Source organism: Psychrobacter immobilis (genome assembly GCF_904846185.1).
Lineage (GTDB): Bacteria > Pseudomonadota > Gammaproteobacteria > Pseudomonadales > Moraxellaceae > Psychrobacter > Psychrobacter immobilis_B.
Genome location: NZ_CAJGZQ010000018.1, coordinates 34,120 through 57,964, shown reverse-complemented (window position 1 = coordinate 57,964; position 23,845 = coordinate 34,120). Strand labels below are relative to the sequence as shown.

The 23,845-nt window shown below is 40.0% G+C and carries 21 protein-coding genes; 16 read left to right on the top strand and 5 right to left on the bottom strand.

The window, feature by feature from the left end:
- Nucleotides 1-2: 2 nt before the first annotated feature.
- The 4 genes from JMW94_RS10625 (at nt 3) to JMW94_RS10610 (ending at nt 4,209) form a co-directional block, all read left to right on the top strand.
- Nucleotides 3-1,238, top strand: coding sequence for a glycosyltransferase family 2 protein (locus tag JMW94_RS10625; RefSeq protein WP_201604377.1), 1,236 nt, complete (start codon nt 3-5; stop codon nt 1,236-1,238).
- A 176-nt stretch (nt 1,239-1,414) separates the two neighbouring features.
- Nucleotides 1,415-3,064 (top strand): AMP-binding protein, encoded by a 1,650-nt coding sequence (locus tag JMW94_RS10620; protein WP_201604376.1) that lies wholly within the window; start codon nt 1,415-1,417, stop codon nt 3,062-3,064.
- A 3-nt stretch (nt 3,065-3,067) separates the two neighbouring features.
- The gene (locus JMW94_RS10615; RefSeq protein WP_201604375.1) at nt 3,068-3,307 is read left to right on the top strand and encodes an acyl carrier protein; all 240 of its coding nucleotides are present in this window, start codon (nt 3,068-3,070) and stop codon (nt 3,305-3,307) included.
- Between the two features lie 65 nt (nt 3,308-3,372).
- Nucleotides 3,373-4,209 carry a hypothetical protein gene (locus JMW94_RS10610; protein ID WP_201604374.1) on the top strand — a complete coding sequence of 279 codons (837 nt, stop codon included), beginning with the start codon at nt 3,373-3,375 and terminating at the stop codon, nt 4,207-4,209.
- A gap of 61 nt (nt 4,210-4,270) precedes the next feature.
- Here JMW94_RS10610 and JMW94_RS10605 read toward each other — a convergent pair whose 3' ends face one another.
- The 4 genes from JMW94_RS10605 to JMW94_RS10590 all read right to left on the bottom strand — a co-directional run bounded on the left by JMW94_RS10605 (nt 4,271) and on the right by JMW94_RS10590 (nt 9,010).
- Nucleotides 4,271-5,491, bottom strand: coding sequence for an SGNH/GDSL hydrolase family protein (locus JMW94_RS10605; RefSeq protein ID WP_201604373.1), 1,221 nt, complete (start codon nt 5,489-5,491; stop codon nt 4,271-4,273).
- Nucleotides 5,492-5,623: 132 nt separating this feature from the next.
- The gene (locus JMW94_RS10600) at nt 5,624-6,715 is read right to left on the bottom strand and encodes a glycosyltransferase family 2 protein (protein ID WP_201604372.1); all 1,092 of its coding nucleotides are present in this window, start codon (nt 6,713-6,715) and stop codon (nt 5,624-5,626) included.
- A 3-nt stretch (nt 6,716-6,718) separates the two neighbouring features.
- Nucleotides 6,719-7,978 carry a nucleotide sugar dehydrogenase gene (locus tag JMW94_RS10595; RefSeq protein WP_201604371.1) on the bottom strand — a complete coding sequence of 420 codons (1,260 nt, stop codon included), beginning with the start codon at nt 7,976-7,978 and terminating at the stop codon, nt 6,719-6,721.
- 48 nt (nt 7,979-8,026) lie between these two features.
- Nucleotides 8,027-9,010, bottom strand: a complete 984-nt coding sequence (locus tag JMW94_RS10590; RefSeq protein WP_201604370.1) for a hypothetical protein — start codon at nt 9,008-9,010, stop codon at nt 8,027-8,029.
- Between the two features lie 161 nt (nt 9,011-9,171).
- Here JMW94_RS10590 and galE point away from each other — a divergent pair, with 161 nt between their 5' ends.
- From galE to JMW94_RS10570, 4 genes are read left to right on the top strand one after another with little or no spacing between them, the layout of a single operon-like run.
- Complete coding sequence (galE, locus tag JMW94_RS10585; protein ID WP_201604369.1) at nt 9,172-10,218, top strand: UDP-glucose 4-epimerase GalE; 1,047 nt, start codon at nt 9,172-9,174, stop codon at nt 10,216-10,218.
- Nucleotides 10,219-10,271: 53 nt separating this feature from the next.
- The gene (locus JMW94_RS10580; protein ID WP_201604368.1) at nt 10,272-11,156 is read left to right on the top strand and encodes a UTP--glucose-1-phosphate uridylyltransferase; all 885 of its coding nucleotides are present in this window, start codon (nt 10,272-10,274) and stop codon (nt 11,154-11,156) included.
- Between the two features lie 3 nt (nt 11,157-11,159).
- Complete coding sequence (gene pgi, locus JMW94_RS10575) at nt 11,160-12,827, top strand: glucose-6-phosphate isomerase (RefSeq protein ID WP_201604367.1); 1,668 nt, start codon at nt 11,160-11,162, stop codon at nt 12,825-12,827.
- Between the two features lie 40 nt (nt 12,828-12,867).
- Nucleotides 12,868-14,280 carry a UDP-glucose/GDP-mannose dehydrogenase family protein gene (locus JMW94_RS10570; RefSeq protein WP_201604366.1) on the top strand — a complete coding sequence of 471 codons (1,413 nt, stop codon included), beginning with the start codon at nt 12,868-12,870 and terminating at the stop codon, nt 14,278-14,280.
- A gap of 100 nt (nt 14,281-14,380) precedes the next feature.
- Here JMW94_RS10570 and JMW94_RS10565 read toward each other — a convergent pair whose 3' ends face one another.
- The gene (locus JMW94_RS10565) at nt 14,381-15,871 is read right to left on the bottom strand and encodes a phosphomannomutase CpsG (protein ID WP_320157994.1); all 1,491 of its coding nucleotides are present in this window, start codon (nt 15,869-15,871) and stop codon (nt 14,381-14,383) included.
- A gap of 156 nt (nt 15,872-16,027) precedes the next feature.
- Between JMW94_RS10565 and mazG the strand changes: the two genes are divergently transcribed.
- From mazG to yjgA, 8 genes are all read left to right on the top strand, one after another.
- A complete protein-coding gene (mazG, locus tag JMW94_RS10560; protein ID WP_201604365.1) occupies nt 16,028-16,909 on the top strand; it encodes a nucleoside triphosphate pyrophosphohydrolase in 882 nt (293 codons plus the stop codon).
- Nucleotides 16,910-16,980: 71 nt separating this feature from the next.
- Nucleotides 16,981-17,280, top strand: coding sequence for a ComEA family DNA-binding protein (locus tag JMW94_RS10555; RefSeq protein ID WP_227685486.1), 300 nt, complete (start codon nt 16,981-16,983; stop codon nt 17,278-17,280).
- A 166-nt stretch (nt 17,281-17,446) separates the two neighbouring features.
- On the top strand, nt 17,447-19,723 hold the full coding sequence (gene pcnB, locus JMW94_RS10550) for a polynucleotide adenylyltransferase PcnB (protein WP_201604363.1): 2,277 nt from the start codon (nt 17,447-17,449) through the stop codon (nt 19,721-19,723).
- Nucleotides 19,716-20,237: a 2-amino-4-hydroxy-6-hydroxymethyldihydropteridine diphosphokinase gene (folK, locus tag JMW94_RS10545; RefSeq protein ID WP_201604362.1), complete on the top strand. Its 522-nt coding sequence runs from the start codon at nt 19,716-19,718 to the stop codon at nt 20,235-20,237. Before pcnB ends, folK begins: the two co-directional genes overlap by 8 nt.
- Before the next feature lie 149 nt (nt 20,238-20,386).
- Nucleotides 20,387-21,187 carry a 3-methyl-2-oxobutanoate hydroxymethyltransferase gene (gene panB, locus JMW94_RS10540; protein WP_060490221.1) on the top strand — a complete coding sequence of 267 codons (801 nt, stop codon included), beginning with the start codon at nt 20,387-20,389 and terminating at the stop codon, nt 21,185-21,187.
- Between the two features lie 41 nt (nt 21,188-21,228).
- The gene (panC, locus tag JMW94_RS10535) at nt 21,229-22,137 is read left to right on the top strand and encodes a pantoate--beta-alanine ligase (RefSeq protein WP_201604361.1); all 909 of its coding nucleotides are present in this window, start codon (nt 21,229-21,231) and stop codon (nt 22,135-22,137) included.
- Between the two features lie 42 nt (nt 22,138-22,179).
- On the top strand, nt 22,180-23,145 hold the full coding sequence (gene rapZ / locus JMW94_RS10530) for an RNase adapter RapZ (RefSeq protein ID WP_087945516.1): 966 nt from the start codon (nt 22,180-22,182) through the stop codon (nt 23,143-23,145).
- 100 nt (nt 23,146-23,245) lie between these two features.
- A complete protein-coding gene (yjgA, locus tag JMW94_RS10525) occupies nt 23,246-23,764 on the top strand; it encodes a ribosome biogenesis factor YjgA (RefSeq protein ID WP_045443152.1) in 519 nt (172 codons plus the stop codon).
- Nucleotides 23,765-23,845 lie beyond the last annotated feature (81 nt).

Sequence of the window (23,845 nt, the reverse complement as noted above, 5' to 3'; positions counted from 1 at the left end):
TTATGATTAATTCGAAATATTTAATAAGTTGTTATGAGAGAGCTTTGAAATTCCCAGCTCTTCTTCCTTCGGAATTACTAAATATTGATAGATATCTGGATAGAAAAGATATTAACTTTTCAGCTAAACAAAAAAACTTTGATATCGAAAGTTTTACCACGGATAATAGTGGTTTAAAGTATACTAAAAGACATGTTTTAAAAGAGATTGAGTCAATTGTAAGTCATAAAAAAAGAATGATACAGTTTTTTAATAATTCTTCTGGGGTTGAGCTTAATGTTAGTAATGTCTTGATTGCAAACTATCTGAAAAACATTTTCGCTGATCAAGAGTTATATCTGTATTTTACTAATAGATATCTTGCTAATTTTAATTATCAAGGATTAACTCTCAACGAGTTCCATAATAAAAATATTTTTAATAGATTTTCTTGGCAGAATTCATTTCAACAATCAGAGTTTACGGAGTTGGTTTCAGTTATCATGCCAGCTTTCAATAATGCTGATACTGTAGAATACGCTGCAAAATCTATCTTAATGCAATCTCATAAAAACATTGAACTCATTATCGTTGATGATAAAAGTACCGATAGGACTTATAAGATCTGTCAGGATATTGCTTCAAAAGATAGTAGAGTTAAAGTATTAAGAAACACTAAAAATAGTGGTGCCTACGTGTCAAGAAATAGAGGCATACAAGTTGCATCAGGTGATTATATTACTATTCTAGACGCAGATGATTGGTCTTTTCCTTACCGTATTGCTCATCAACTGAGAAGTATTAATAATGTGAAAGGATGTAAGGTTCATTTAGGTTATTATTTGAGAATGACTGATAAAGGTTTTTTTACCGGATTTAGAATTAAGGGGAAATTTTCCTACGACGGTATACTCCATAAATGTCTGGCTTCTATTATGATTGAACGTAAATTTCTTACAGAAAAATTAGGGTACTGGGATAGTGTGAGATTTGGTGCAGATTCGGAGATGTATAGCAGAATTAAAGTTATCGATGAAGCATGTATACAAGAAGAAGTTGTGCCGCTTATGCTAGCGTTAGATAGAGACGATAGTTTAACTAAGCGTCCGGAGTCTGCACTGGGTAATAGTTTACGAATGAACTATGCTGCTTCATTCACTAAATACCATCAGACCATAGGTAAGGATATTCCAAGAATGGTTTTCCCTTTAAAAATCAGGCCTTTCGATGCTCATAAAGATATGGTGGTATATTTATAATTCATAATAGGGTATAAGTCGTAATTTCCTATATCTACTTCAAACACTGTAAATATTTTAATAATCTACTCCTAAGATTCTATTTGGTAATAAGGTGTTTTATAGTATTTGATATGCTAAATAATTTCGCAATTACAAAAATACTCGTTCAATTAATATAAAACTAGGTGTTATATATGGATAGTTTAATTTCAAGGCTAGAACATAATGCTCATTGCTATCCAGATAAGGCAGCCATTGTCTTCAAAGGCGTAGCTACGAGCTATATTGAACTTTATGAATTTACAAAAAGAGTAAGATCATGGGTAAAAGATAAAGGTATTGAAAAAGGGAGAATTGGTCTAATATTTTTACCTCAAACTCCTCAGACCATTAAATGGTTTTTTGGCTTAATGTCAGCTGGCGTTATTCCCTCACTTATGCCTTTACCAAGTCATAAGCAGGATGAAAAGAAGTACTGGGAGAGTCATCAACAGTTGATCGAATTGACTAATCCATCAATAATTGTAACTACAGATGAATGGTTAACATCTTTTGGAATTATTACTGAGAATATTGAATGTAAAGTTTATGAGGATAAGTCTCTTTCATCTCATCAGGATTTGGAAGATATTAGTGAGATGATTTATGACATTGCATTTTTACAGCATAGCTCAGGTACAACGGGATTAAAAAAAGGTGTTGCTTTATCTCATACAGCAGTTATTGATCAAATCGAATCTTATGCTAGAGTATTATCTGCCACAAATGAGGATGTTGTAGTCACTTGGTTACCTATGTATCATGATATGGGCTTAATTGCTTGTACTATAATGCCTATAGCACTTGGTCAGACTATCGTGTTGTTAGATCCTTTTGAATGGGTTAGTAAACCTATAAGTCTGTTACATGCTATTACTGAATATAAAGGAAGTCTAGTTTGGCTCCCTAATTTTAGTTTTGAGCATCTTCGACGAACGGTTAAACCAAAGAAATTTGATTCAATAGATTTGTCTACTGTCAGAGCTTTTATTAATTGTTCTGAACCGTGTAAAGCTGAAACTTTTGATAACTTCGTTAATCACTTTAATACAATTGGTGTTACGCAAGAGAAGATGCAAGTATGCTATGCGATGGCTGAAACTGTTTATGCAGCTACTCAGACTAAACTGGGGGAAGAAGTTAGTAGATTGTGGGTAGATGATAAGGCATTGCTCACCAATCAAGTATTGCCCACAGCGACAGGAGATGGATCAGAGTTGTTAAGCTGTGGAAAAGTTATTGAAGGCTGCCAAATTACCATATTGAATCCAAACTCAAGTGAGCCTATAGAAGGTAATCAAGTTGGAGAAATAGTGATTGCGGGGAATTTCTTATTTGATGGTTATTACCATCGACCTGAAAAGACTCGAGAAGTATTTGATGGAATGCTATACCGTACTCGTGATTTAGGGTTTATATATAATGATGAGCTATATGTACTAGGGCGAAAAGATGATTTAATTATTAGTAATGGTAGAAATTATTTCGCACATGAAATAGAGTTACATGTAAATTCATTACCTGATATCAAACCAGGGCGCAATGTAGCGATAGGTATATATAATGAACAGATAGGTAGTAATGAAATTTATCTTATTCAAGAGAGAGCACAAGGTCAGTCAACTTGCGAAGATTGGGAAAGGCAGTTAATTAAGACGATTCGTCAGACAGTTCAAGATAATATAGGTCTCTTATTACGCGATGTTATTTTGGTTGAACATTTATGGTTGCATAAGAGTAGTAGTGGAAAGATAAGTCGTGAGCTTAATAAGAGTAAACTATTAAAATTTTTAAATAAGGTGTAAGTAATGGACAAAGAACAAATAATGCAGATAGTCAGTACAGCTATTGAAGATACTTTTATGACAAAGTCGAATGAAATATCAGGTGATACAGTAGCAATAGATATTCCTGGTTGGGATTCGTTATCACATATTATTTTACTCTCTAATATTGAAGACTCTCTTAATGCAGAGCTAGATCTTGAGGATGTGGAATTTGAAAATGTAGCAGAACTAGTAGAGTTTATTTATAAACAGTTAAATTGATAGTTTACAGTTTATATAAAGTTATGCATATATACATAACATTCATAAATTAATAAGTTAATACAATGACCCAGTTTCCTCATTCAGAATTTAGAAACATTGAAGATATAACTTTAAGTGAAGAGTTAGTATCTGATTTTTGTGTACTTGAAGGCCGTCTACGATTAGAGTGTCGTCTCAACATAACTATGAAAAATAATTATCTAATTGTTATGCCTAATGGTGCAGTTGATAGGAAAAAAAATCAGATACCTGCTTTCGCGCGTTGGAACTGGCATACTGTTTTTAACAGCAACGTTTTGTCTATATCTGATCCCGCTTTATATTTAGACGAAAATTTACCAATAGGTTGGTTTGCAGGTACGAAAGATTTGGATATAACTTCTTTTGTAGCTAATGTAGTAGTTAAGGTAGCTCTACTACTAAAAATCCCATCTAACAGGATTGTTTTTTGGAATAGTTCGGCGGGGGGCTATGCTAGCATATTATTGGCTTCAAAGATTGATGGTGCAAATTTTGTTTGTATTAATGGACAAACGGAGATAATTAAGTACTATTCAGGTCATATAGAAGCCTTTAGAAAAGTTTTCGATTCGACTTCTGAAGCAGATACACTATCATTATCTTTTCCTGAACAATGGTCAGCTATTCAAGCTCTAGAAAATTCTTATGAAAAAGGTAAAGTAACTAATGGAGTAGTTATTCAAAATATAATTGATAAAATGCATTATGAAAAACATTATATTCCGTTCTGTAATCACTTCAATTTACCAATTGAAGGTGGATCAAATAAAAACTTACATAGCATATTATATAGTCATGATAAAGGTCATGGACCTGAACCTGTTTCTTTATCTAAAGAAGTAATAAGAGACTACCTCCCGAAGCTTTTTAATAATTGATTTGTAATTTATGCTACTAACAAGGATATATATATCATAATTACTATCTTATGTTTAACTATTAATTCTTTAGAATTTCAATTTCAATTGAATTAATAGTTAATTGAGAGTCTTCATTTAAACATTCAATCTCTAAGAAGACAGTTCCTGAAAAATTAGACATGAAAGCATAACTAGTTTCAGTCTTCTTGTTGTTTGGCACATCTAAATAAAAATGCCATCCAAGTTTATCTGTATGCTTTAAACCCCTACAAGCTAGGAATTTATTATCTGGATTTTCCTCAAATATTATTCTTACTATAAGATCATTTTCTGATTTAGATATTTTATCCTCAATATTAATAATCAAATTGAAAGAAATTTCTTGAAATGTTTTATTGGTATAAAAGGCATCATTAAAACTTAATTTATTATTTTTGATAGCTTTAATTTGTTTACTTAATATTTTTTTTGTCGTTAATATTGATGTGTTTTCTTTTGTTAAACAATTGAATTTAACAAAGTTATAGAGTGACTTGGAAAAGGCAGCTGAACCTTTTTCATTAAAATGCAGTCTGTCGTAAAAATTTTCATCGAAGCTAAGTTCATTACTTTGCATTATGTAATCTATATCTAGTAGCTTAAAATTATTTTCTTTACAGATTTTACGCAACTTGTTATTCAGGAAAACGAGTGCTCTATTGTCGCATAGGTTTGGGTAAGTTGCTAACCAGAAATTTTGATTAAAACATGAAGCAGTACAATATATTGATTTAATCAATGAATCAAAATGACTCTCTGATATATTTTTGTAGTTTCTATCTTCTTCTATGTATTCAGAGAGAAATAGGTTTGAATGATTTTTCGTCAAATTCCAATAACTACTATCATATGAAGTTGCTGACCAATCATTAGATGAGATGAAATATATTATTAAGTCAAAATTATCGTTATAAACTTTGTTTAATAAGGTGTTTAATATATTTAACGAAGTTGATCCTGAGTAACCAGCATTGTAAAACTTATATGCATCGCCATTTTCTAAGAATAGCTTTTCTACCAAAGTATTCCATCTTACGCTTTCCTTAACAAATATATTTTCGATCAATGACGCTCCGATAACGCAAATTTTCTTTGAACAATCGAAATATCTTCCTGATACTATATAACCATTTTCGTCAGTTTTAGCTGTATATGATATATCATTAGTTAGCCCTCGTGCATTACTAGCATATCTTAATGAAGGACTCCTATAAATAGTTTGACTTGCCTCGAACTCTCTTAGTCTAATCTGTCTTTTCATATACATACTCTAGATTATAAATATTAATGAATGTAAACTATATAGTTTTCTATTTAAAACATATCTTACTCTTTTCTAATTGTAGTAATTGATTATTGAGTTCTTTATATTCCTCATCGTTTATGGTCATAATCATAATAATTTTCTGATAGAGGAGTTACCATACTTATCGAACCCTGAATCTTTAGAAGTTGTTAAGGAGTTTTTTCGTAATAAACCAATTGCCAAAGGAAGTTTAATATAGCTAACAGCATTTTCTCCATAATTTGAGAGAATCTTATTGAGCAATCTCTTATCCGACTCTACTCTATGCTTGTCATCAAACCCACCAACACCTTCTAGTATTTCTTTACGAATCATCATTGAAGAGATATTAAGCCTCAAAAGTGGATAGTTTTGTCGACAGCTCGGTAGACCTGTTTTTTCATCTACTCTAAAAAAGTTAGAAAAGTTAGCTACAGTATTAGGATTATTATTTAGTTGTAATAGTTGCCGGGCTATGCGTTCTGGATGTGACCAATCATCTGAATCTTGAAACGTTATAAACTCGCCAGATGAGTATTGTATACCGATATTTCTAGCATAATATGTACCACGATTTTCATTCAATTCAATGACTTTTATAGATGAATGCTTTTTAAGTATTTCTACAGTATTATCAGTGCTAGCATCATCTACAACGATAATTTCAATATTATTAACCGTCTGATTTAGTAGAGAGTCTATACAGTTTTCTACAAATTTTGCAGAGTTGTAAGTAGTAACGATAATACTAACTGTCTGAGTATTTTTAATTTTTTTTAGTTTTTTATGATTATTACCGATAGTAAGTTTATTGTCTTTAACTAAATTGATAGGCTGTAGCCCGTATTGACGATAAAATCTATAAACAAATATTTTTGCCAGCCATGGCTTATGCCTCATTAAAGCAGTTTTTATGGAGACAAGAGTATCTGCGTGGCTATAAAGACGTAGGGAAGGAGTATCGCCTAAAGCCATTCTTAAAGTATCTTTGAATGGTCTGGGAATATCATTTCTTTGGTCGCATAGTTTTAAAGTTGTTTCAGGATAGACATAGCCTATTCTATATAAAAACGTAAGTGCCTCTCTTCTTTCCAAATTAGCAATAACACTATTCTGTAGCAGACTCTCAATTAAAGAGTCTGCGTTATCATATTGCTGAGTTTGAATATAGTGTTCAAACTCTTTCAAAATTTCAGTCATGTATTATAAACGCCAGTCTGGGTTCACTAATGCGCCTTTGACGTCGATGACTACTTTAGGCTGAGTACAGAAGCTATCGATTTTGTCGTCTTCACCAACAAATTCTGAGTGGTTAACTGCTACGATAACGGCATCGAAGCTATTTTCCTTAATATCTTTATAATCTACATGATCAACATTTAAATGATCCCAATCTTCTTCAGCAACCCAAGGATCGGAATAAGTCATTCTTACACCATATTTCTCAAGCTCAATACCAATATCTGTTACCTTTGTATTTCTCACATCAGGACAGTTTTCTTTAAAGGTAACTCCTAACAGTAAAATACGGGCATCTTTAATATTTTTCCCATACGAGATAAGCTTTTTGATGGTTTGTTCAGCAACAAACTTACTCATAGAGTTATTTATTGCACGAGAAGTTAAAATCAAGTTGGGATTTAATCCTAAAGATGATGCTTTGTGCGCCAAATAGTAAGGATCTACGCCAATACAATGCCCACCTACTAAGCCAGGCATAAGCTTAATGAAGTTCCATTTAGTTGCAGCTGCCTCTATGACTTCATGAGTATCAATGCCAACCTCGTTGAAGATAAGAGCCAACTCATTTATCAAAGCAATATTGACGTCACGTTGGGTATTCTCGATAACTTTAGATGCTTCAGCTACCTTGATAGAAGAAGCTTTAAATGTGCCAGCGGTAATTACCGAACTATATAATTCATCTACTATATCTGTATAGTAAGAGTTTGAACCTGAAGTGACCTTCAATATATTCTCTACTGTGCGCAGTTTGTCGCCTGGATTGATACGCTCTGGAGAATATCCTACGCCGAAGTCGTCATTCAACATTAAACCAGATTTCTCTAATTCAGGAATGCATACCTCTTCTGTAGCACCTGGATATACTGTCGACTCATATATAACAATATCATCTAGCTTAATAACTTTACTTAGCATCTGCGAAGCTTTAACCAATGGGGACAAATCTGGTAAGTTATTATCATCAATTGGTGTTGGTACAGTAATAATAAATACGTTCGCTGCGGTTAGGTCATTAGTGTCAGAAGTAAAAGTAAGGCGAGAAGTATTTTGGAGGTATTCGCTAGTCACTTCTCTAGTTTTATCAATATTATTAGATAATTCATTAATACGTGTTTTATTTATATCAAAGCCTATAACATCATATTGTTTTGCAAACGCACAAGCTAGTGGTAGACCTACGTAACCTAAGCCTATGATGGCGATTTTTTTAGAATTCATTGACTGACCTTTTGGTATGAATTAATTAGATAAGAGAGTTTGGCTATTTTAGTGGTAATTAAGAATATAGGCATAATAGCAGATATAAAATAGCTGAGAAAGTAATGGTGTGTTTGATTTTATATGATCAGTGCATAAGTCGTTATAAAAAGGTTGACCTAATACGGTGACCTTTTTTTCTCTTAGCAGTGCCTCAAATCCACCCAATGACGTAATCGTATATACATGATCGACTGTCTCTAACGCATCAACTAGGTGAATAGATTGAGTCAGTATGAGGCAATCTAGCTCAGTGAGGGCACTGACAATAGAGCGGTCATCTAATGTCATTGGATGTGGTTTGACAATAATTTGTGCATCAGGGTTTTCTGCAATAGCTCGATTAACCACGTCGAGTAGCGTAATGCCAATACCGCCACCGTATTTTAGTGAGTCATCATGTGGCACTTGGCCTAAAACCAAAATACGTTTTTTATCTTTAACGCCATATATTGGTGCAATATCGACATAAGGCTGATGATTATATTTACTGACGCGATGAGAAACGTAATAGTCCAGCATTTCTTGCGCTAGTGCCGCATCATAACCATCCTGTTCAAAGTCAAAGTTGGCAATTAAATCGGTCAAATCGTTTGGGCGAGTGGTATCGAAGTAGGGTGCTTGACTGTCCATCACGACAGATAATGGCGGCGCACCACTTTCATCATCAGGGCCAGAACGAATAAAACCATCTTCTAAGAAGAAGATATCTAACTCTTGCTCACGTATATAGTCAATAAAATAATCAGGCGCTTTATAACCCCAAATATAGATAACAGGGTTTACACGCTTGATAAATGGCTTTAACCATATAGCGAAGTAGCGCTTATCAAAATGCCGTTGTATTTGAATATACGACGACTCCAATACCCAATCACCAACCAAATCTTGCCATGGCAGCATACCAACGACTAACGCTAAACGCTGTTTTGGCTGACGATTATGTTTATAATAACCTGATAATAGCGGTCGGATGTAAGCATTAAATTTCATAATATGATGGTTGGCTTAGATTGATAGTTGAAGAGCAGATAGGCATGATTGGGGCATTTACGTTGGCAATGTTTTATCGTTCCCAGTATAGTTGCATTTACGAGTAAAAACGAATACTTACTTCGGAAAATAATAACTTCGGAAAATAATGGGTCGATATTATGAAAAATAAAATATTGGTCACGGGTGGTGCGGGTTATATTGGTACACACACCTGTATCGCCTTGCATGAAGCAGGCTATGATATTGTCGTATACGACAACTTATCTAATAGTAGTCGTGAAGCTATCAATCGTGTCTCGGCTCTCATTGGTCGGCCTATTGAGTTTATCGAAGGCGATATTCGCGATGCTGAGTCACTTAGACAAGTATTTTTATCTCATCATTTCTTCGGCGTGATTCACTTTGCAGGTCTTAAAGCGGTTGGAGAATCTGTTGCCAAGCCATTGCTGTACTACAATAACAACGTCAGTGGTACCATTACCTTGCTAGAAGTGATGGCTGAGTATGATGTCAAAAACCTCGTTTTTTCATCATCAGCAACGGTTTATGGTGATCCCGAATCGCTGCCTATTGACGAGAATTCACCGCGCTCTTGTACCAATCCCTATGGTCAGAGCAAGCTGGTAGTTGAGCACATATTAGAAGATCTTGCTGTATCGGATGAAAGCTGGAATCTCATCCCTTTGAGATACTTTAATCCAGTAGGGGCGCATCCATCAGGGCAGATTGGTGAAGATCCGAACGACATTCCAAATAATTTGATGCCTTATATCTCACAAGTCGCTGTTGGTAAGCTTGCCAAACTTAATATTTTTGGTAATGACTATCCAACTACTGATGGTACTGGCGTGCGTGATTTTATCCATGTCACTGATCTGGCACAAGGTCACGTTGCTGCGCTGAATTATTTAGAAGGTCAAATAAATACAGGAAAAAGAGATTCAGTAGGATTTTTACCTATTAATTTAGGAACAGGTAAAGGCACTTCTGTATTAGAGTTAGTAACAGCATTTTCTAAAGTTTATGGACAACCAATTCCGTATCAATTTACAGATCGCCGAGTTGGAGATATTGCTAGTTGCTATGCCAGTGCTGATAAAGCGAAAAACCTGTTAGAGTGGCAAGCAAAATTATCAATTACTGAGATGTGCCAAGATAGCTGGCGTTGGCAAAGTATGAATCCGAATGGCTATAATCTAGCTTAGACTTTATAAAATACAACCTTTATCTTATTCTCTTTTAATACAGTTTAGAAATTATGAAAAAAATCACCCACGCCGTTATTCCCGTTGCAGGCTTTGGTACCCGTATGTTGCCATTGTCTAAATCTGTGCCAAAAGAGCTATTGCCACTTGGTAATCGTCCTGCTATTCACTATGTCGTCGAAGAGGCGATTGCTGCTGGTATTAAGCATATTGTCTTGGTTGGTCATGCACAAAAGAGCGCGATCGAGAATTACTTTGATATCAATGCCGAGCTGGACAATCAACTGCGTCATAAAGGTAAAGATGAGCTAGCCGATAGCTTGAACTGGTTACCAGAAGATGTGACAGTTTCGATGATACGTCAGGGCAAAGCTTTAGGTTTGGGTCATGCCGTACTCGCGGCTCGCCCCATTATTGGTGCGCATGATTTTGCCGTATTATTGCCCGATGTTGTGCTTGATCCTTTTACGGGCGATATGGCTGCTGATAACTTAGCCTTTATGATTGATGCTTTTGCTGAAGACAACCATTCACAGATATTGGTCGATAAAGTTGCTGATGAAGATGTGCATAAATATGGTATTGCCAAATTGAATGAAGCGTTTAGTGAAGTGAATAGGGAAGATGATAAAGCAAATATAAATGCCAGCTTTAAAGTGGCAGGATTTGTAGAAAAGCCTAACTTAGCCGATGCTCCTTCTAAGTTAGCAGTCGTTGGTCGTTATGTCTTTAGCAATCACATTTTTGACTATCTGGCCAATACCAAAGCCTCGGTCGGTGGTGAAATTCAGCTGACCGATGCCATTGATGCCTTGATTAGTGAATACGGTGTGAATGTCACGACCATGCGCGGCGACAGCTATGATGCAGGCGATATGCGCTCATATATGCAAGCATTTATCTATTTTGCCGAGCAGCAATTAGCAGAAGATGAATAGCTGATGGCTGAGATAAAAGGCAATAGCGCTTATAACAGTGCTCGTAACTCTACATACTGGCAGCAGCTACAAACGCTAGCAAAGCAGCCATGGTCATTGGCAGCCTTGTTTGCGCAAGATGACAGTCGTGCAACGCGCTTTAGCATGCAAGCTGGCGCGCTATATATGGACTATAGCAAGCAATGTATCGATGAGCAGGTGCTGGTAAATCTGTTGCAGCTAGCAGAAAGCTGTGAATTGTCCACAAGGATTGATGCACTTCTGCAAGGTGCGATGGTCAATACCAGCGAGGAGCGTGCTGCCTTGCATACAGCACTACGATTGCCAGAGTCTGCCAAACTAGACGTTGATGGGCAAAATGTCGTCGCTGATGTGCATGATAGTCTGTCGCAAGTAGCACGTTTATCTGAACGTGTCCGTAGTGGTACATGGCGCGGATTTTCTGGTAAAGCCATCACGGATGTGGTCAATATTGGCGTTGGTGGCTCTGACCTTGGGCCGCTTATGGCGACGACCGCGCTAGATGAGTGGGCAGATACCGACATTGAAGTACATTTCGTCTCTAATATGGACGGTACTCAGCTTGATAATTTGCTGAAGCACCTCAATCCTGAAACGACCTTGTTTATCATCTCGTCCAAGTCATTTGGCACGGTTGATACGTTATCTAATGCTAAGACAGCATTGTCATGGCTGCTTGCCACTGCCAAGCTGCGTGCAGGTACTGAAGATAGTGTGCTACGCCGCCACTTTATTGGTATCTCCGCTAATAGTGAAAAAATGAGTGCTTGGGGTATCCATCCTGAGCATCAGCTACAGCTTTGGGAATGGGTTGGTGGGCGTTTTTCTTTATGGTCGGCGATTGGTCTTGCTATTGCTATTCGTATCGGGATGGCTGGGTTTAAAGCGTTATTGGCTGGGGCTCATAGTATGGATGAGCATTTTGCCAAAGCAGATTTTGCAGAAAACTTACCAGTATTGTTGGGTTTGCTTGCTGTTTGGAACGGTACCTTTTTACAGGTAAATGCTCATACCGTATTGCCCTATGATGGTCGGCTTAGCTATTTACCAAGCTACTTAACCCAGCTTGAGATGGAGAGTAATGGTAAATCGGTCACTCAACACGGTGATCATATTGATTATGATACCTGTCCGATTCTGTGGGGCGAGATAGGCTCTAACGCGCAGCATGCCTTTTATCAGTTGCTACATCAAGGTACACAGCAAGTGTCTTGTGATTTTATTGCTTGTGTGCGCCGTTATAGTGGTCAATCGCAAAACGCGCCATTACAGCAGCAGCATGAGCTGTCTCTGGCCAATTGTCTAGCACAGAGCCGAGTGCTGGCTTTTGGTAATGCCGCGCTTCAAGAGTCTGAGGTTCAAGTAGCTTCTGCTGCGGATAAGTATAAATATTACCGTGGCAATCAGCCGTCAACGACATTGCTGATCGATGAGCTGACGCCGCATAGTTTGGGAGCGCTGATTGCGCTTTATGAACATAAGGTCTATGTCATGGCCAGCATTTGGGATATTAATCCATTTGATCAGTGGGGCGTCGAGATGGGCAAGCAAATGGCAGAGTCTGTACATCAAGCCATGCAGCAAGCAGGTGAGAGTCAGTTTGACAGCTCCACTAACCAGCTGTTAAAACACATTCAGCAGCTGTCTTGATCGTTTTGCTACTAAGTCGATAATCATTAAAGGTGAACGCATGAGCGCTGTTTTTATAAATGACAATACACCTAAATATACGCATGAATCTAAACCACAAAGCACTGCAAGCAAGCAAGTTTGTGTGCTTATTGGTCATAGCATTGAGGCCATTACTAGCGCCGTGGTGCTGGCAAGTCTCGGTCAGCGCGTGCATCTTTATGCAGATATTGAGCTATTGACGCAGCAAATACAGCAATACGGCTTTGAGCATCATTTGCAAGCACTGTGGCAGATGTATGAGCAGCAGCAGGTTATAATTAGTACAGCATTACCGGCTAGCGCTGACACGTTAATACAATATTATGAAACGACAAATTTTAGTGACAGTCGTCACATCAATGAGAGCAATGAGATTGACGACCAAAGCACCGTTGCGCTTTATTGGTTGTTTTTAGACAGTATCAAGCCAGTATGGGCAGAAGCCAGCTGGATTACCGCATTCAACCATAGCCATCAGCAATCGCTACCCGTGATTATAAGTGGCATTGAGAAACTAGGGGTTGTCTCAGCACTGGCTCAGCGTTTGCAGCGCGCGTGGGTCTACTATGTGCCGTTTGTATTCTTGCAAGATGGTGATGCTTATAGCTCAATGTTAAATCCCTCACTGTGGTTGCTTGGTGAAAAAACAGCCAACAGTAGCCAGCATCTAGAAGTATTGACGCCGTTAATGCAGCATGCGCGTGCCGCTCATCACGCTGATATCGCAACGATAGAGTTTGCCCGTAGCAGTATCATGGCGATGCTGGCGACGCGAGTGAGTTTTATGAATGAGATGTCACGCTTGGCGGACAGTCAACAGGTAGATATCAAGCAAGTCAGTCGTATCATGGGGCTAGACGCGCGGGTCGGCAGCAGTTATCTGCAAGCAGGCTGGGGCTTTGGTGGTAACACACTACCCACTGAACTGGCTAAGTTACAGCAGTCCAGCCAAACGCACAGTTTAGATATGCCGCTGCTGCAGTCAGTCATGCACATCAACGAAGATCAAAAAGAGCTGATATTCCGCAAATTCTGGCAATATTTTGATGGGTTTATTGACAATAAAACGGTGATGATTTGGGGCGGTAGTTATAAATCAGGCTCAGGACGTACCGCAGGCTCAGCCATACATCCATTGCTAGCGTTATTATGGTCTTATAATATTCGTACTTTAGTGTATAGCGATAAAGCACAAGATGAACTTGCCATGCTTTATCAGCAGCAATCATTACTGCAATTGATTAATAATCCTTATCAGCAGCTAAATGCCGCACAGGCGATTTTTATCGTTAGTTGGTCGCCACAAGATCAACTAGATATTACCAAGCTTAATCAACACGCGATGCCAGTATTTGATGCGCAAAATGCACTGACACGATTGCAGATCGATAGTCTGGTAGGTGACTATATGGGCATTGGTCGGTCTAAATAGCTTTATTCAAGCTTTTCAGTTGCTAAAAAAGCTCGTTGATAATTATCAGCGAGCTTTTTTTGATTTTTAATCGAAATCACCCATATTAAGTCGTATTCGTTTACGCTGGTACAGCACCTTGTGCCGCTAGCCACTGTTGAATCTCTCGAATTTTAATAGCTAATAACTCTTTATCGCCACGACTTTCAATATTTAATCTGATCAGTGGTTCTGTATTTGAGGCACGTAAGTTAAAACGCCACTCGCCGAAGTTAAGACTTAAGCCATCAAGGGTTGATTTGGTCGGATTTTCGCTGCTAAATTTTTCCTCAATAGCGCTAATAATCGTTGGCGCATCATGAGTGGTGAGACGAAAATTAAGCTCGCCTGAACTTGGATATGCTTGAATATAGCCAGTAACCAATTCTGATAAAGTCTTACCGGTGACAGACAACAGCTCGATGGTGAGCAGCCAAGGGATCATGCCGCTATCGCAATAGAAAAAGTCACGGAAATAGTGATGTGCAGACATCTCGCCGCCATAAACAGCGCCAGAGTCACGCATGACTTGCTTAATAAATGAATGTCCAGATTTACTGATGACAGCCTTACCGTTATGTTCCTTAATCACTGCTTCAGTATTGTAAATGACACGTGGATCGTAGACGATTGACTCATTTGGGTACTTATTCAAAAATGCTTGAGCGAGCATGCCGACGATGTAACTACCATCAATAAATTCACCATGTTCATCGAATAAAAAGCAGCGGTCAAAGTCGCCATCAAAGGCAATGCCAAGATCGGCATTATGTTCTAAAACCGCTTGCTGAGTGGCCACTCTATTGGCATCAATCATAGGATTGGGGATGCCATTTGGGAAGCTGCCATCAGGGGCATGATGCAGTGTAATCACTTCAATTGGCGCACCAGCTTGTGCAAGCTTGTCAATTAATAAATCAACCACGGGGCCTGCACTACCATTGCCTGAGTTAATAACCAGTTTCAGCGGTTTTAATTTATCGGTATCTATAAAGCTGATGACGTGATTAACATAAGCACTTTTATCAGTCAATAATTGCAACGTTCCTGATTGGTTTTCAGTGGTAAATTGCCCAGATTCTGCCAATGCTTGAATCTCTGCTAAACCATCATCGGCGCTAATGGGTTTTGAATGTTCTTTGACCAGTTTTAAGCCATTATAATTGATAGGATTATGACTGGCAGTGACTTCGATGCCACCCAACGTCTGATAATGACTGGTGGCAAAATAGACCTCTTCAGTGCCGCTCATGCCCAAATCAATCACATCGACACCGGCATCTATCATACCGCAGATAGCGGCCTGTTTTAGCGGCTCGCTTGAATGACGGATATCGCTACCGATGACGATGGCAGGTCTTAGTACGGCAAGCTCACTCTGTTGATCGTCCGTCACGGCGGCGTGATAACGCTGAGACAAAATCTGAGCAAAGGCGCGACCGATACGATAAGCGATGGCATCATCTAGGGTCACCCCAAGCTCGCCGCGAATATCATAAGCTTTAAACGAGCCAATGCTCATAGGATAAAATTCAGTTGCTGGCTGGTAGCCTGTGGCCATAGAAGTTGACATAATAATAAGGTTCCTTGCAGATAAGTGGTGGTAAAATAACGAGGCAGACCACGCAATTATAAGCCAATAACCCACCAATGCCACCTTATCATCCGCTTTATATTTTATAAAAGAGTCATCACGCCCCAAGCCATCTATTAAACAGGAGCCTGCCTTATGAGTAACCCAGTAGCCAACATATCAGCCCCCCAACCGGTACAAGGTACACCACCTGCTAGTGGTGAATTAGACGATTTATTGGCTTTAATGGCACGGCTACGTGTTGACTGTCCGTGGGATAAAAAGCAAAGCAATCATAGCCTCATTCCGTATGCGATTGAAGAAGCTTATGAGCTAGGCGAGGCGGTACAAAGTAATGACGATGAGGATATCAAAGGCGAGCTTGGTGATGTGTTGCTGCAAGTGGTGTTTCATTGTCAGATGTATGCGGAGCAAGGTCGCTTTGGCATGAGCGATGTTATCACCACTTTACAAGAAAAGCTCATTCGTCGTCATCCACATGTGTTTGAGGCTGAAACCCTTGAAGATGACACGGCGGTAAAAGCTCGTTGGGATGAGATTAAAGCAGAGGAGCAGCAAGCGCGCGCGGCACGAGGCAAACCCAAACGTCGTTTAGACAATACCAAAGCGGGCAGTGCGCTTATGCAAGCACAAGATGTGCAAAAACAGGCGTCAAAGTTAGGGTTTGATTGGGAAGGGGTCAGCGGCGCTTTTGATAAGTTGGATGAAGAGATTGCCGAGTTAAAGGCTGAATTGATAGATAAATCAAAAGAAGCTGACAAATATGACATAAGCAAAGCCAATATTAGTGATATTGAAAAAGAGCTGGGTGATTGTATGTTTGCGCTGGTGAATGTGGCGCGTAAATTGAACCTTGATGCTGAGACAGCTGCCCTTACTTGTGTGCATAAATTCAAATCACGCTTTGGTTATATTGAAGCGCAGTTAGCTGCGGCTGGCAAGCGTTTAGAAGACAGCGATATAGCAGAGATGGATGCACTGTGGGAAGCGGCGAAACAACATGAACGATCGTCATGAACGTTTATCATAAGGTCTCATTTGTTAGCTTAGTCAATATGGCTGTTTTCAGTCTAATATTGGCGGTCTTTATGTTGAACAGTGTTCAAGCTGCGCCTTGTTTTGATAATCCTCAAAGGGCTTATGAATATCTATTGGCGCAAGAAAGTGCCAAAATACAGGTACGTGACCAAGCCACCATTAATATCAATCGTGCTAGTGAAGGCGCGCTCGTTTCATTAAACGGTATCGGTAGTAGTAAAGCCCAAGCGATTATTTTATATCGCGACATGTTTGGCGATTTTAAGACAGTGGATGAGTTAGCAAAGGTAAAAGGTATTGGCGCAAAAACGATTGAGAAAAATCGAGCCCGTTTACGCGTGCAAGATTAATAGCATTATTTTGCATTAATTAACCCCAATATTGACAAAATAGCACGTAACTAAATGTCATAACGCACCTACCACGCGCAAAATTTGTTAAACTAGCAGTTACATCCGCCTGATAAACGCTGTGTTGATCAGGGGTGGTTAAAGAATACCGGCGAGGAGTAGATGCATGGCCGAGCGTGCCGCCAAGCAGTTAGAACTGAATAAATCTGAATTACCCAATTCCATTACTGAAGTAATTGCCACCTTAACCCGAGCAGGGTTTGACGCCTATATCGTCGGCGGCGGTGTGCGTGATACTTTATTGGGTTTGCGCCCAAAAGACTTTGACGCTGTCACTGATGCCAAGCCGCATGAGATCAAAGACGTCTTTGGTAAGCGCTGCCGCATTATCGGTCGCCGCTTTCAGTTGGCGCATGTGTATTCAGGTCGTGAGCTGATCGAAGTCGCTACCTTTCGTGGTCCGCCGACCAGCAGTGGTACCACCAATCAAGACGGTATGATTCTGCGTGATAACGTTTGGGGCGATATCCAACAAGACTTCTCTCGTCGTGATTTTTCGATCAATGCGCTTTATTATCAGCCACTAAAAGGTGTGGTGCATGATTTTTGCGGTGCGCTTGAAGACATTGATAATAGAATCATTCGCCTATTAGGCCATGCGCCCGTTCGTATCGAAGAAGATCCGGTAAGACTATTGCGGGCGTTACGTTTTAAAGCCAAGCTCGGTTTTGAGTTTGATGACGAGTTAGCCGATCAGTTTCATGATGGTAACTGGGCGCTGCTTGAGCAAATATCACCGCATCGCCTCTATGATGAAACGCAAAAGATGTTTACCGGTGGTTATTTGGTGCCATTATTACCGCTATTATTTGAGTCGGGCGCGATTGATAGTTTAATTATTTATCCGCCTTCTGAGCCTAGCGCTTTAGTGAAACAAGTGGCCATTAATACTGACAAACGCATTGCAGCGGGCAAAAGTATCAATCCAGCATTTTTCTATGCAGCCATATTATGGGAAAACTATCTGCATCAGTTAGAAAAAGCCAAAAAGCGCAATATGCCATTTGCTGAAGCGCAGATGCATGCGGCTGGCAAGGTCATTGACCGTCAACGTATTAAAACCGCTATTCCTAAATTTGCTGAGCAATTTATCCGTGATATTTGGATATTGCAGCCAAAACTTGCAGCCCCGCGTAGCAAGCAAATCGTCCAGCTCTCTGAGCATCCTCGCTTCCGTGCAGGCTTTGACTTTTTATTATTGCGTGAGCAGTGCGGTGATGCTGAGCATCCATTATCAGAATCGACCAATGGTATGGGCGATTGGTGGCAGACTTATCAGACATTGTCTGAACGAGAGCAGCAGCAAGCCATTGATGGTTTTGATGAAAATATTCGTCGCGGTGCCTATAAAAAAGGGCAACAAGCGCAGCGTGGTCGTGGGCGTAATCGTCAAAATTCAGAGTCAAATAGCATCGATCACTCAATATCTCATCAAAAAAATACCAAGCACAGCAAAGCCAATGATACTGCTGAGCAGGGTAGGAATGATCAGAATATGGTAAATGACCCGTCAAATATTCCAGCACGCCGTCGCCGCGCTGCCAGTCAATCAGACTCTGTTAAGCAATCTGGTGGCAGTAACAACAAGCACTATGAATCGCAGCAAGTAAGTCAAGATAGTCATGAGCTTGCTCAGTTACGACAGCTATCTCTTGCCAATAGCAGCAACCAAGCGGCAAATAAACGCCATCATTCCAAGCCTGCACCACTTTTTGTAATTGAGCACGAAAAAGTCGTGCCGCCATTGCAGAAGCAGCTATCAAATGGCGATAAGCCTAATAATCGTCAAGAGGCAGCGCAGAAAAAACCTGCTCAGAAGAATGTATCGGCTGAGAAAGCGCTAAAAAATCAGGATACCAGTTCTGATGCTAACTCTTATAATAAGGCTGACAGTAAGCCTGATCGCTCAAATCAAGCTCAGCAGCCAAAAGCAACACAGTCAGAGGTTATGCCTTCATCTGTGGCTCGTTCGGTAGCAAGATCGCCTGCGCTCGTCAGTATGAATAACGAGCCGATACCGCATAAGCGTCGCCGTCGTCAGCCGAGTGTAGATAGTATAAATCTTGCTAGTAATACAGAGACGCAAGTAACGACTAACAACGACGTTAAAGCTGCAGCAAAGTATGCAAAAAAAGCACCTAAGCCAGCAGCCCAGCCTACTGATAAAACAGATGTTCCGGCTAAAAAAACGGTTGAGCGCAAAAAAGTGGCGAAGGTTACGACACCTGAAAGCGCTAAAAAACCAGCCAGAACGACAGAAGCAAATTCTGCTAAAACCAGCCAAGCTGCTAACGGCAATGTTGGTATGAGTAGTGTGAATGACAATAAAGGCCCTATCCCATCGAAACGTCGCCGTCGCCAGCCTAGTAATGACAATGTCTAATATTACTAACGATGCGGGCAACGCGAATTGGGTAACCTGCTACGTAGGTTTGGGTAGCAATTTGTCTAACGACTTGGGTTCACCAGTAGAACATTTGCAGCAGGCAATCGCAGCGATGCAAGAGCATAAGCAAATACGTGCGGTTCGTGTTTCTTCGTTTTATGCTTCAGCGCCTATGGGACCGCAAGATCAGCCTGATTTTGTTAATGCCGTCGCTGAGTTTGAGACGATATTGCCGCCTTTTGAGTTGCTTGCTTACTGTCAACAGTTAGAAAAAGAGGCTAAGCGTGCACGAATACGGCGTTGGGGTGAGCGTAGTTTGGATGTCGATATTTTGTTATACAGTGAGGCGCAAATCACTGAGCCACAATTAACCGTACCGCACGCTGGATTGTTTGAGCGTAATTTTGTCTTATTACCACTGCGAGAGTTAACCCCAGCGCTTACCATTGCTGGCAAATCGATAGATGATTATCCGCTTAGCAAAGATTGGACAGGCTTAAAATTACTGTAGCCAATCTATTATAAAAGAGTGACAGCGTTCACTTCTTTTAAGGTAAAACACTTATACCAAAAGATTGCTAAAATTTTTGATCACAATCAGAATAATAGCTAGAGACAGCTAAAGGTGCTAAAAGGTACTAAAGGTTAATCGAGGATCATATGACGACGTTATCTACTTTAAAAAAATTCAAAAAAGATGGCACCAAGTTCACTTGCTTAACGTGCTATGACTCGATGTTTGCACGCATGATGGAAAAAGCAGAGATTGATACGATTTTAATCGGTGACAGTTTAGGTATGGTGGTGCAGGGTCATGATTCAACGTTACCTGTGACTGTCAATGATATGGCTTATCATACGGCCAATATTGCCCGTAGTAATAAACACGCGCTGATTTTGGCTGACCTGCCATTCATGAGCTATGTGACCCTGCCAGAAGCGGTTGCCAATAGTCGCCAGCTGATGCAGGCGGGCGCGCATGTGATTAAGATTGAAGGTGGTAGTGAGCTTTGCGATTTAATCACGACTTTGGCGCAAGCAGGGACGCCTACTTGTGTGCATTTAGGATTAACACCGCAATCAGTTAATGTGTTTGGTGGTTATAAAATCCAAGGTCGTGGTGACGAAGCGGCTGATAAATTGCTTGCTGATGCGAAAGCAGTCGTTGCGGCAGGTGCTGCGCTGCTAGTGTTAGAGTGCGTACCTGCTGAGCTTGCAAAAGTAGTGACGGAAGCCGTCGCAGTACCAGTTATTGGGATTGGTGCTGGTGCGGATACGGATGGTCAAGTGTTGGTCATGCATGACATGCTAGGTATGACGCACGGCCGTGTCCCGCGCTTTATTCATGACTTTTTGACCGATGAGCGTAATAGCCCGCGCAGTATCGAAGGCGCATTTGCCCTTTACCAGCAGTCAGTACGTGAAGGCAGCTTCCCAACCGAGCAGCACCAGTTTAGCTAACATTTTAGTTTTTACGATTATCAGTAGAAGAATAGTTAACCATGCCAATCATTCATCATCACATCTCCGCATTGCGTACGGCTTTACAGTCTTATCGTGGACAAAAAACTGACAATCAAGATGGCCCACAGCGTATCGCTTTAGTGCCAACGATGGGCAATCTGCATGCTGGTCATCTTGAATTAGTAAAAATAGCCAAGCAACATGCTGATATCGTGGTGGTTAGTATTTTTGTTAACCCTACTCAATTTGGCGCGGGAGAGGACTTTGATAGTTATCCTCGCACGCTTGATGAGGATGTCGCTAAGCTAGCAACGGTCGATACTGATTATGTGTTTGCGCCCAGTATTGAAGAGATGTACCCTGTATTACCGCCGCCGACTTCCGTTCTCGCGGGAGCTATTACCACTCAATTATGTGGTCAATCACGCCCTGGGCATTTTGACGGTGTTGGTATTGTCGTCTCTAAACTGTTCAATATCGTACAACCAGATATGGCTGTTTTTGGACAAAAAGACTATCAACAATTAGCGATTATTAAGCAATTGGTACGTGATTTAAGTTATCCCATTGAAATTATAGGGGCACCTATTGTCCGCGCTGCAGATGGTTTGGCGCTCTCATCGCGTAATCAATATTTAAGTGCCACTGAACGTGAGGTAGCACCTGTTATCCATCAAGCGCTACAATATTTAGCAAAGCAGTTAGAGAGAGGCGAACAGAGCCAACAAGCTGTTCAGTCGTTGCTAGCAGAAACGCATCAGCGTATTACGGATGCTGGCTTCATTATTGATTATTTAGACATTAAAACCGATACACTAGAGTCACTCACCAATGATACTGTAACTTTTAATGTAGAAAATAAGAGTTTGATGATTTTAGTCGCTGCTTGGCTAGGACGTGCACGTTTGTTAGACAATCAATTGGTGACGGTGGATCAATCGTTGTGACATAGTAATTCGCAGGATGCAATGGACTAGAATGGGTGAATCATGGATGTGAGTCAGGGTGAAAATAACAGTCAATCTGAGCAGGCAGCGTGTAAAATAGCAACCGATAAGCTCAGTATCCTAGTGGTATCAGGGCGTTCAGGCTCAGGTAAAACATCAGTATTAAATATCTTAGAAGATTTAGGATATTATTCTATTGATAACTTACCGTTATCCTTATTGCCGGATGCTGCGCATAAATTGGTCAATGAAAGTGGGATTCGTCGTATTGCGCTTGGTGTTGATATTCGAACACCGCGAGCGGATCTATCCAACTTTGCAGAGATGCATGCATCCTTAAAGAAAACATACGGGGCGCATGCGGTCAAAGTAGTGTACGTGACCGCGCAAGAAAGTACCTTGATAGCACGTTTTAATGCGACACGCCGCGTACATCCGCTGATGTCACAGGATATTGATAGTGACAATGCCAAGCACATTGCTTTTAATCTACCTGCCGCGATTAAAAAAGAAGTGGAGCTGTTAGAGCCTATCGCAGGTCATGCCGATATCAGAATTGATACCAGCAATTTGAATATTCATCAATTGAAAGACAGCTTGCGTGAACATGTCGGCGTGGACAATCAGATTGTGATTAATCTGCTGTCTTTTGGCTTTAAATATGGCAGTCCTATTGATGCAGATTTTGTCTTTGATGTGAGAATTTTGCCGAATCCGCATTGGAACCCTAAATTGCGTACTTCGACAGGTCTAGACACGGAAGTTGCCGCATTCTTTGCCGACTATCCAGAAGTGGCTGAGATGACTGATGATATAGATAAGTTTTTAACCCGTTGGTTGCCCGAATTTTTACACAATAACCGCCATACAGTGACAGTGGCCATTGGCTGTACTGGTGGTAAGCATCGTTCAGTATTCATCACCGATAATTTACAACGTCGTCTTGCCGATGTTATGCCGCAAAGTATAAAAGTGCTGGCGAAACATCGTGAAAAAAATCGTTGGTAGTTATTGGTAAACACTGGGGCATATCTTCATTTTTATGACTATTCCTAAAATGAGGACATGCCCCTGTTAATTTTATTATTTATTATTTTGGAAAGCTTTTATGATTGACTGGAAAGAACAGGATATGCGCGTCTCGCGCACTGAACTCAAAAAGGCCCATGAGCGCTTGCAGAAGTTGTCGATACCACTTGCCAGCTTATCGAAAAAGCAGCTCAAAAATCTGCCAGCCAGTGACTATTTTATGGCAGAACTCATGGCATTGGCCGATATCACCAGCGCTAATGCTCGTATTCGCCAAACCAAGCGCGTTGGTAAGCTGATTAGTGAAGAAAACCGCCACGAATTGGTAAAAGCATTATTTGATGCGTTTTTCCCTAAAGAACAGGTCTCAAAAATAGAAAGTTGGTTTGAGCGTTTAAATATTAATGATGAAGGGACGCTTAAGCAGTTCGTTAAACAATACCAAGCATCTGAACAAAATAGTATGTATCAATTACTGTTATGGATTGAGTACGCCAAACATACCCAAGATGATGAGCTGATGGCAGAGTCTAAAGCAGACTTAGCCAGTTATATTCGTGAAGTCACTATTTTGTCGCAATTGAAAAAAGAAAAATAATAAGATGATAGTGGCTAAATAACTTTGACCACTATTTATACAATATCTCCACTTATAAATGAATGTAGTCTACAAATGCAA

What these genes read in the sequence shown, in the direction of transcription:
- JMW94_RS10625 (WP_201604377.1), top strand. Translation starts at nt 3, where the DNA reads ATGATTAATTCGAAATATTTAATAAGTTGTTATGAGAGAGCTTTGAAA.
- folK (WP_201604362.1), top strand. Translation starts at nt 19,716, where the DNA reads ATGTCTAATATTACTAACGATGCGGGCAACGCGAATTGGGTAACCTGC.
- galE (WP_201604369.1), top strand. Translation starts at nt 9,172, where the DNA reads ATGAAAAATAAAATATTGGTCACGGGTGGTGCGGGTTATATTGGTACA.
- pcnB (WP_201604363.1), top strand. Translation starts at nt 17,447, where the DNA reads ATGGCCGAGCGTGCCGCCAAGCAGTTAGAACTGAATAAATCTGAATTA.
- pgi (WP_201604367.1), top strand. Translation starts at nt 11,160, where the DNA reads ATGGCTGAGATAAAAGGCAATAGCGCTTATAACAGTGCTCGTAACTCT.
- JMW94_RS10615 (WP_201604375.1), top strand. Translation starts at nt 3,068, where the DNA reads ATGGACAAAGAACAAATAATGCAGATAGTCAGTACAGCTATTGAAGAT.
- JMW94_RS10600 (WP_201604372.1), bottom strand. Translation starts at nt 6,715, where the DNA reads ATGACTGAAATTTTGAAAGAGTTTGAACACTATATTCAAACTCAGCAA.
- JMW94_RS10580 (WP_201604368.1), top strand. Translation starts at nt 10,272, where the DNA reads ATGAAAAAAATCACCCACGCCGTTATTCCCGTTGCAGGCTTTGGTACC.
- JMW94_RS10555 (WP_227685486.1), top strand. Translation starts at nt 16,981, where the DNA reads ATGTTGAACAGTGTTCAAGCTGCGCCTTGTTTTGATAATCCTCAAAGG.
- mazG (WP_201604365.1), top strand. Translation starts at nt 16,028, where the DNA reads ATGAGTAACCCAGTAGCCAACATATCAGCCCCCCAACCGGTACAAGGT.
- yjgA (WP_045443152.1), top strand. Translation starts at nt 23,246, where the DNA reads ATGATTGACTGGAAAGAACAGGATATGCGCGTCTCGCGCACTGAACTC.
- rapZ (WP_087945516.1), top strand. Translation starts at nt 22,180, where the DNA reads ATGGATGTGAGTCAGGGTGAAAATAACAGTCAATCTGAGCAGGCAGCG.
- JMW94_RS10570 (WP_201604366.1), top strand. Translation starts at nt 12,868, where the DNA reads ATGAGCGCTGTTTTTATAAATGACAATACACCTAAATATACGCATGAA.
- JMW94_RS10610 (WP_201604374.1), top strand. Translation starts at nt 3,373, where the DNA reads ATGACCCAGTTTCCTCATTCAGAATTTAGAAACATTGAAGATATAACT.
- JMW94_RS10565 (WP_320157994.1), bottom strand. Translation starts at nt 15,871, where the DNA reads ATGTCAACTTCTATGGCCACAGGCTACCAGCCAGCAACTGAATTTTAT.
- panC (WP_201604361.1), top strand. Translation starts at nt 21,229, where the DNA reads ATGCCAATCATTCATCATCACATCTCCGCATTGCGTACGGCTTTACAG.
- JMW94_RS10620 (WP_201604376.1), top strand. Translation starts at nt 1,415, where the DNA reads ATGGATAGTTTAATTTCAAGGCTAGAACATAATGCTCATTGCTATCCA.
- JMW94_RS10605 (WP_201604373.1), bottom strand. Translation starts at nt 5,491, where the DNA reads ATGAAAAGACAGATTAGACTAAGAGAGTTCGAGGCAAGTCAAACTATT.
- JMW94_RS10590 (WP_201604370.1), bottom strand. Translation starts at nt 9,010, where the DNA reads ATGAAATTTAATGCTTACATCCGACCGCTATTATCAGGTTATTATAAA.
- panB (WP_060490221.1), top strand. Translation starts at nt 20,387, where the DNA reads ATGACGACGTTATCTACTTTAAAAAAATTCAAAAAAGATGGCACCAAG.
- JMW94_RS10595 (WP_201604371.1), bottom strand. Translation starts at nt 7,978, where the DNA reads ATGAATTCTAAAAAAATCGCCATCATAGGCTTAGGTTACGTAGGTCTA.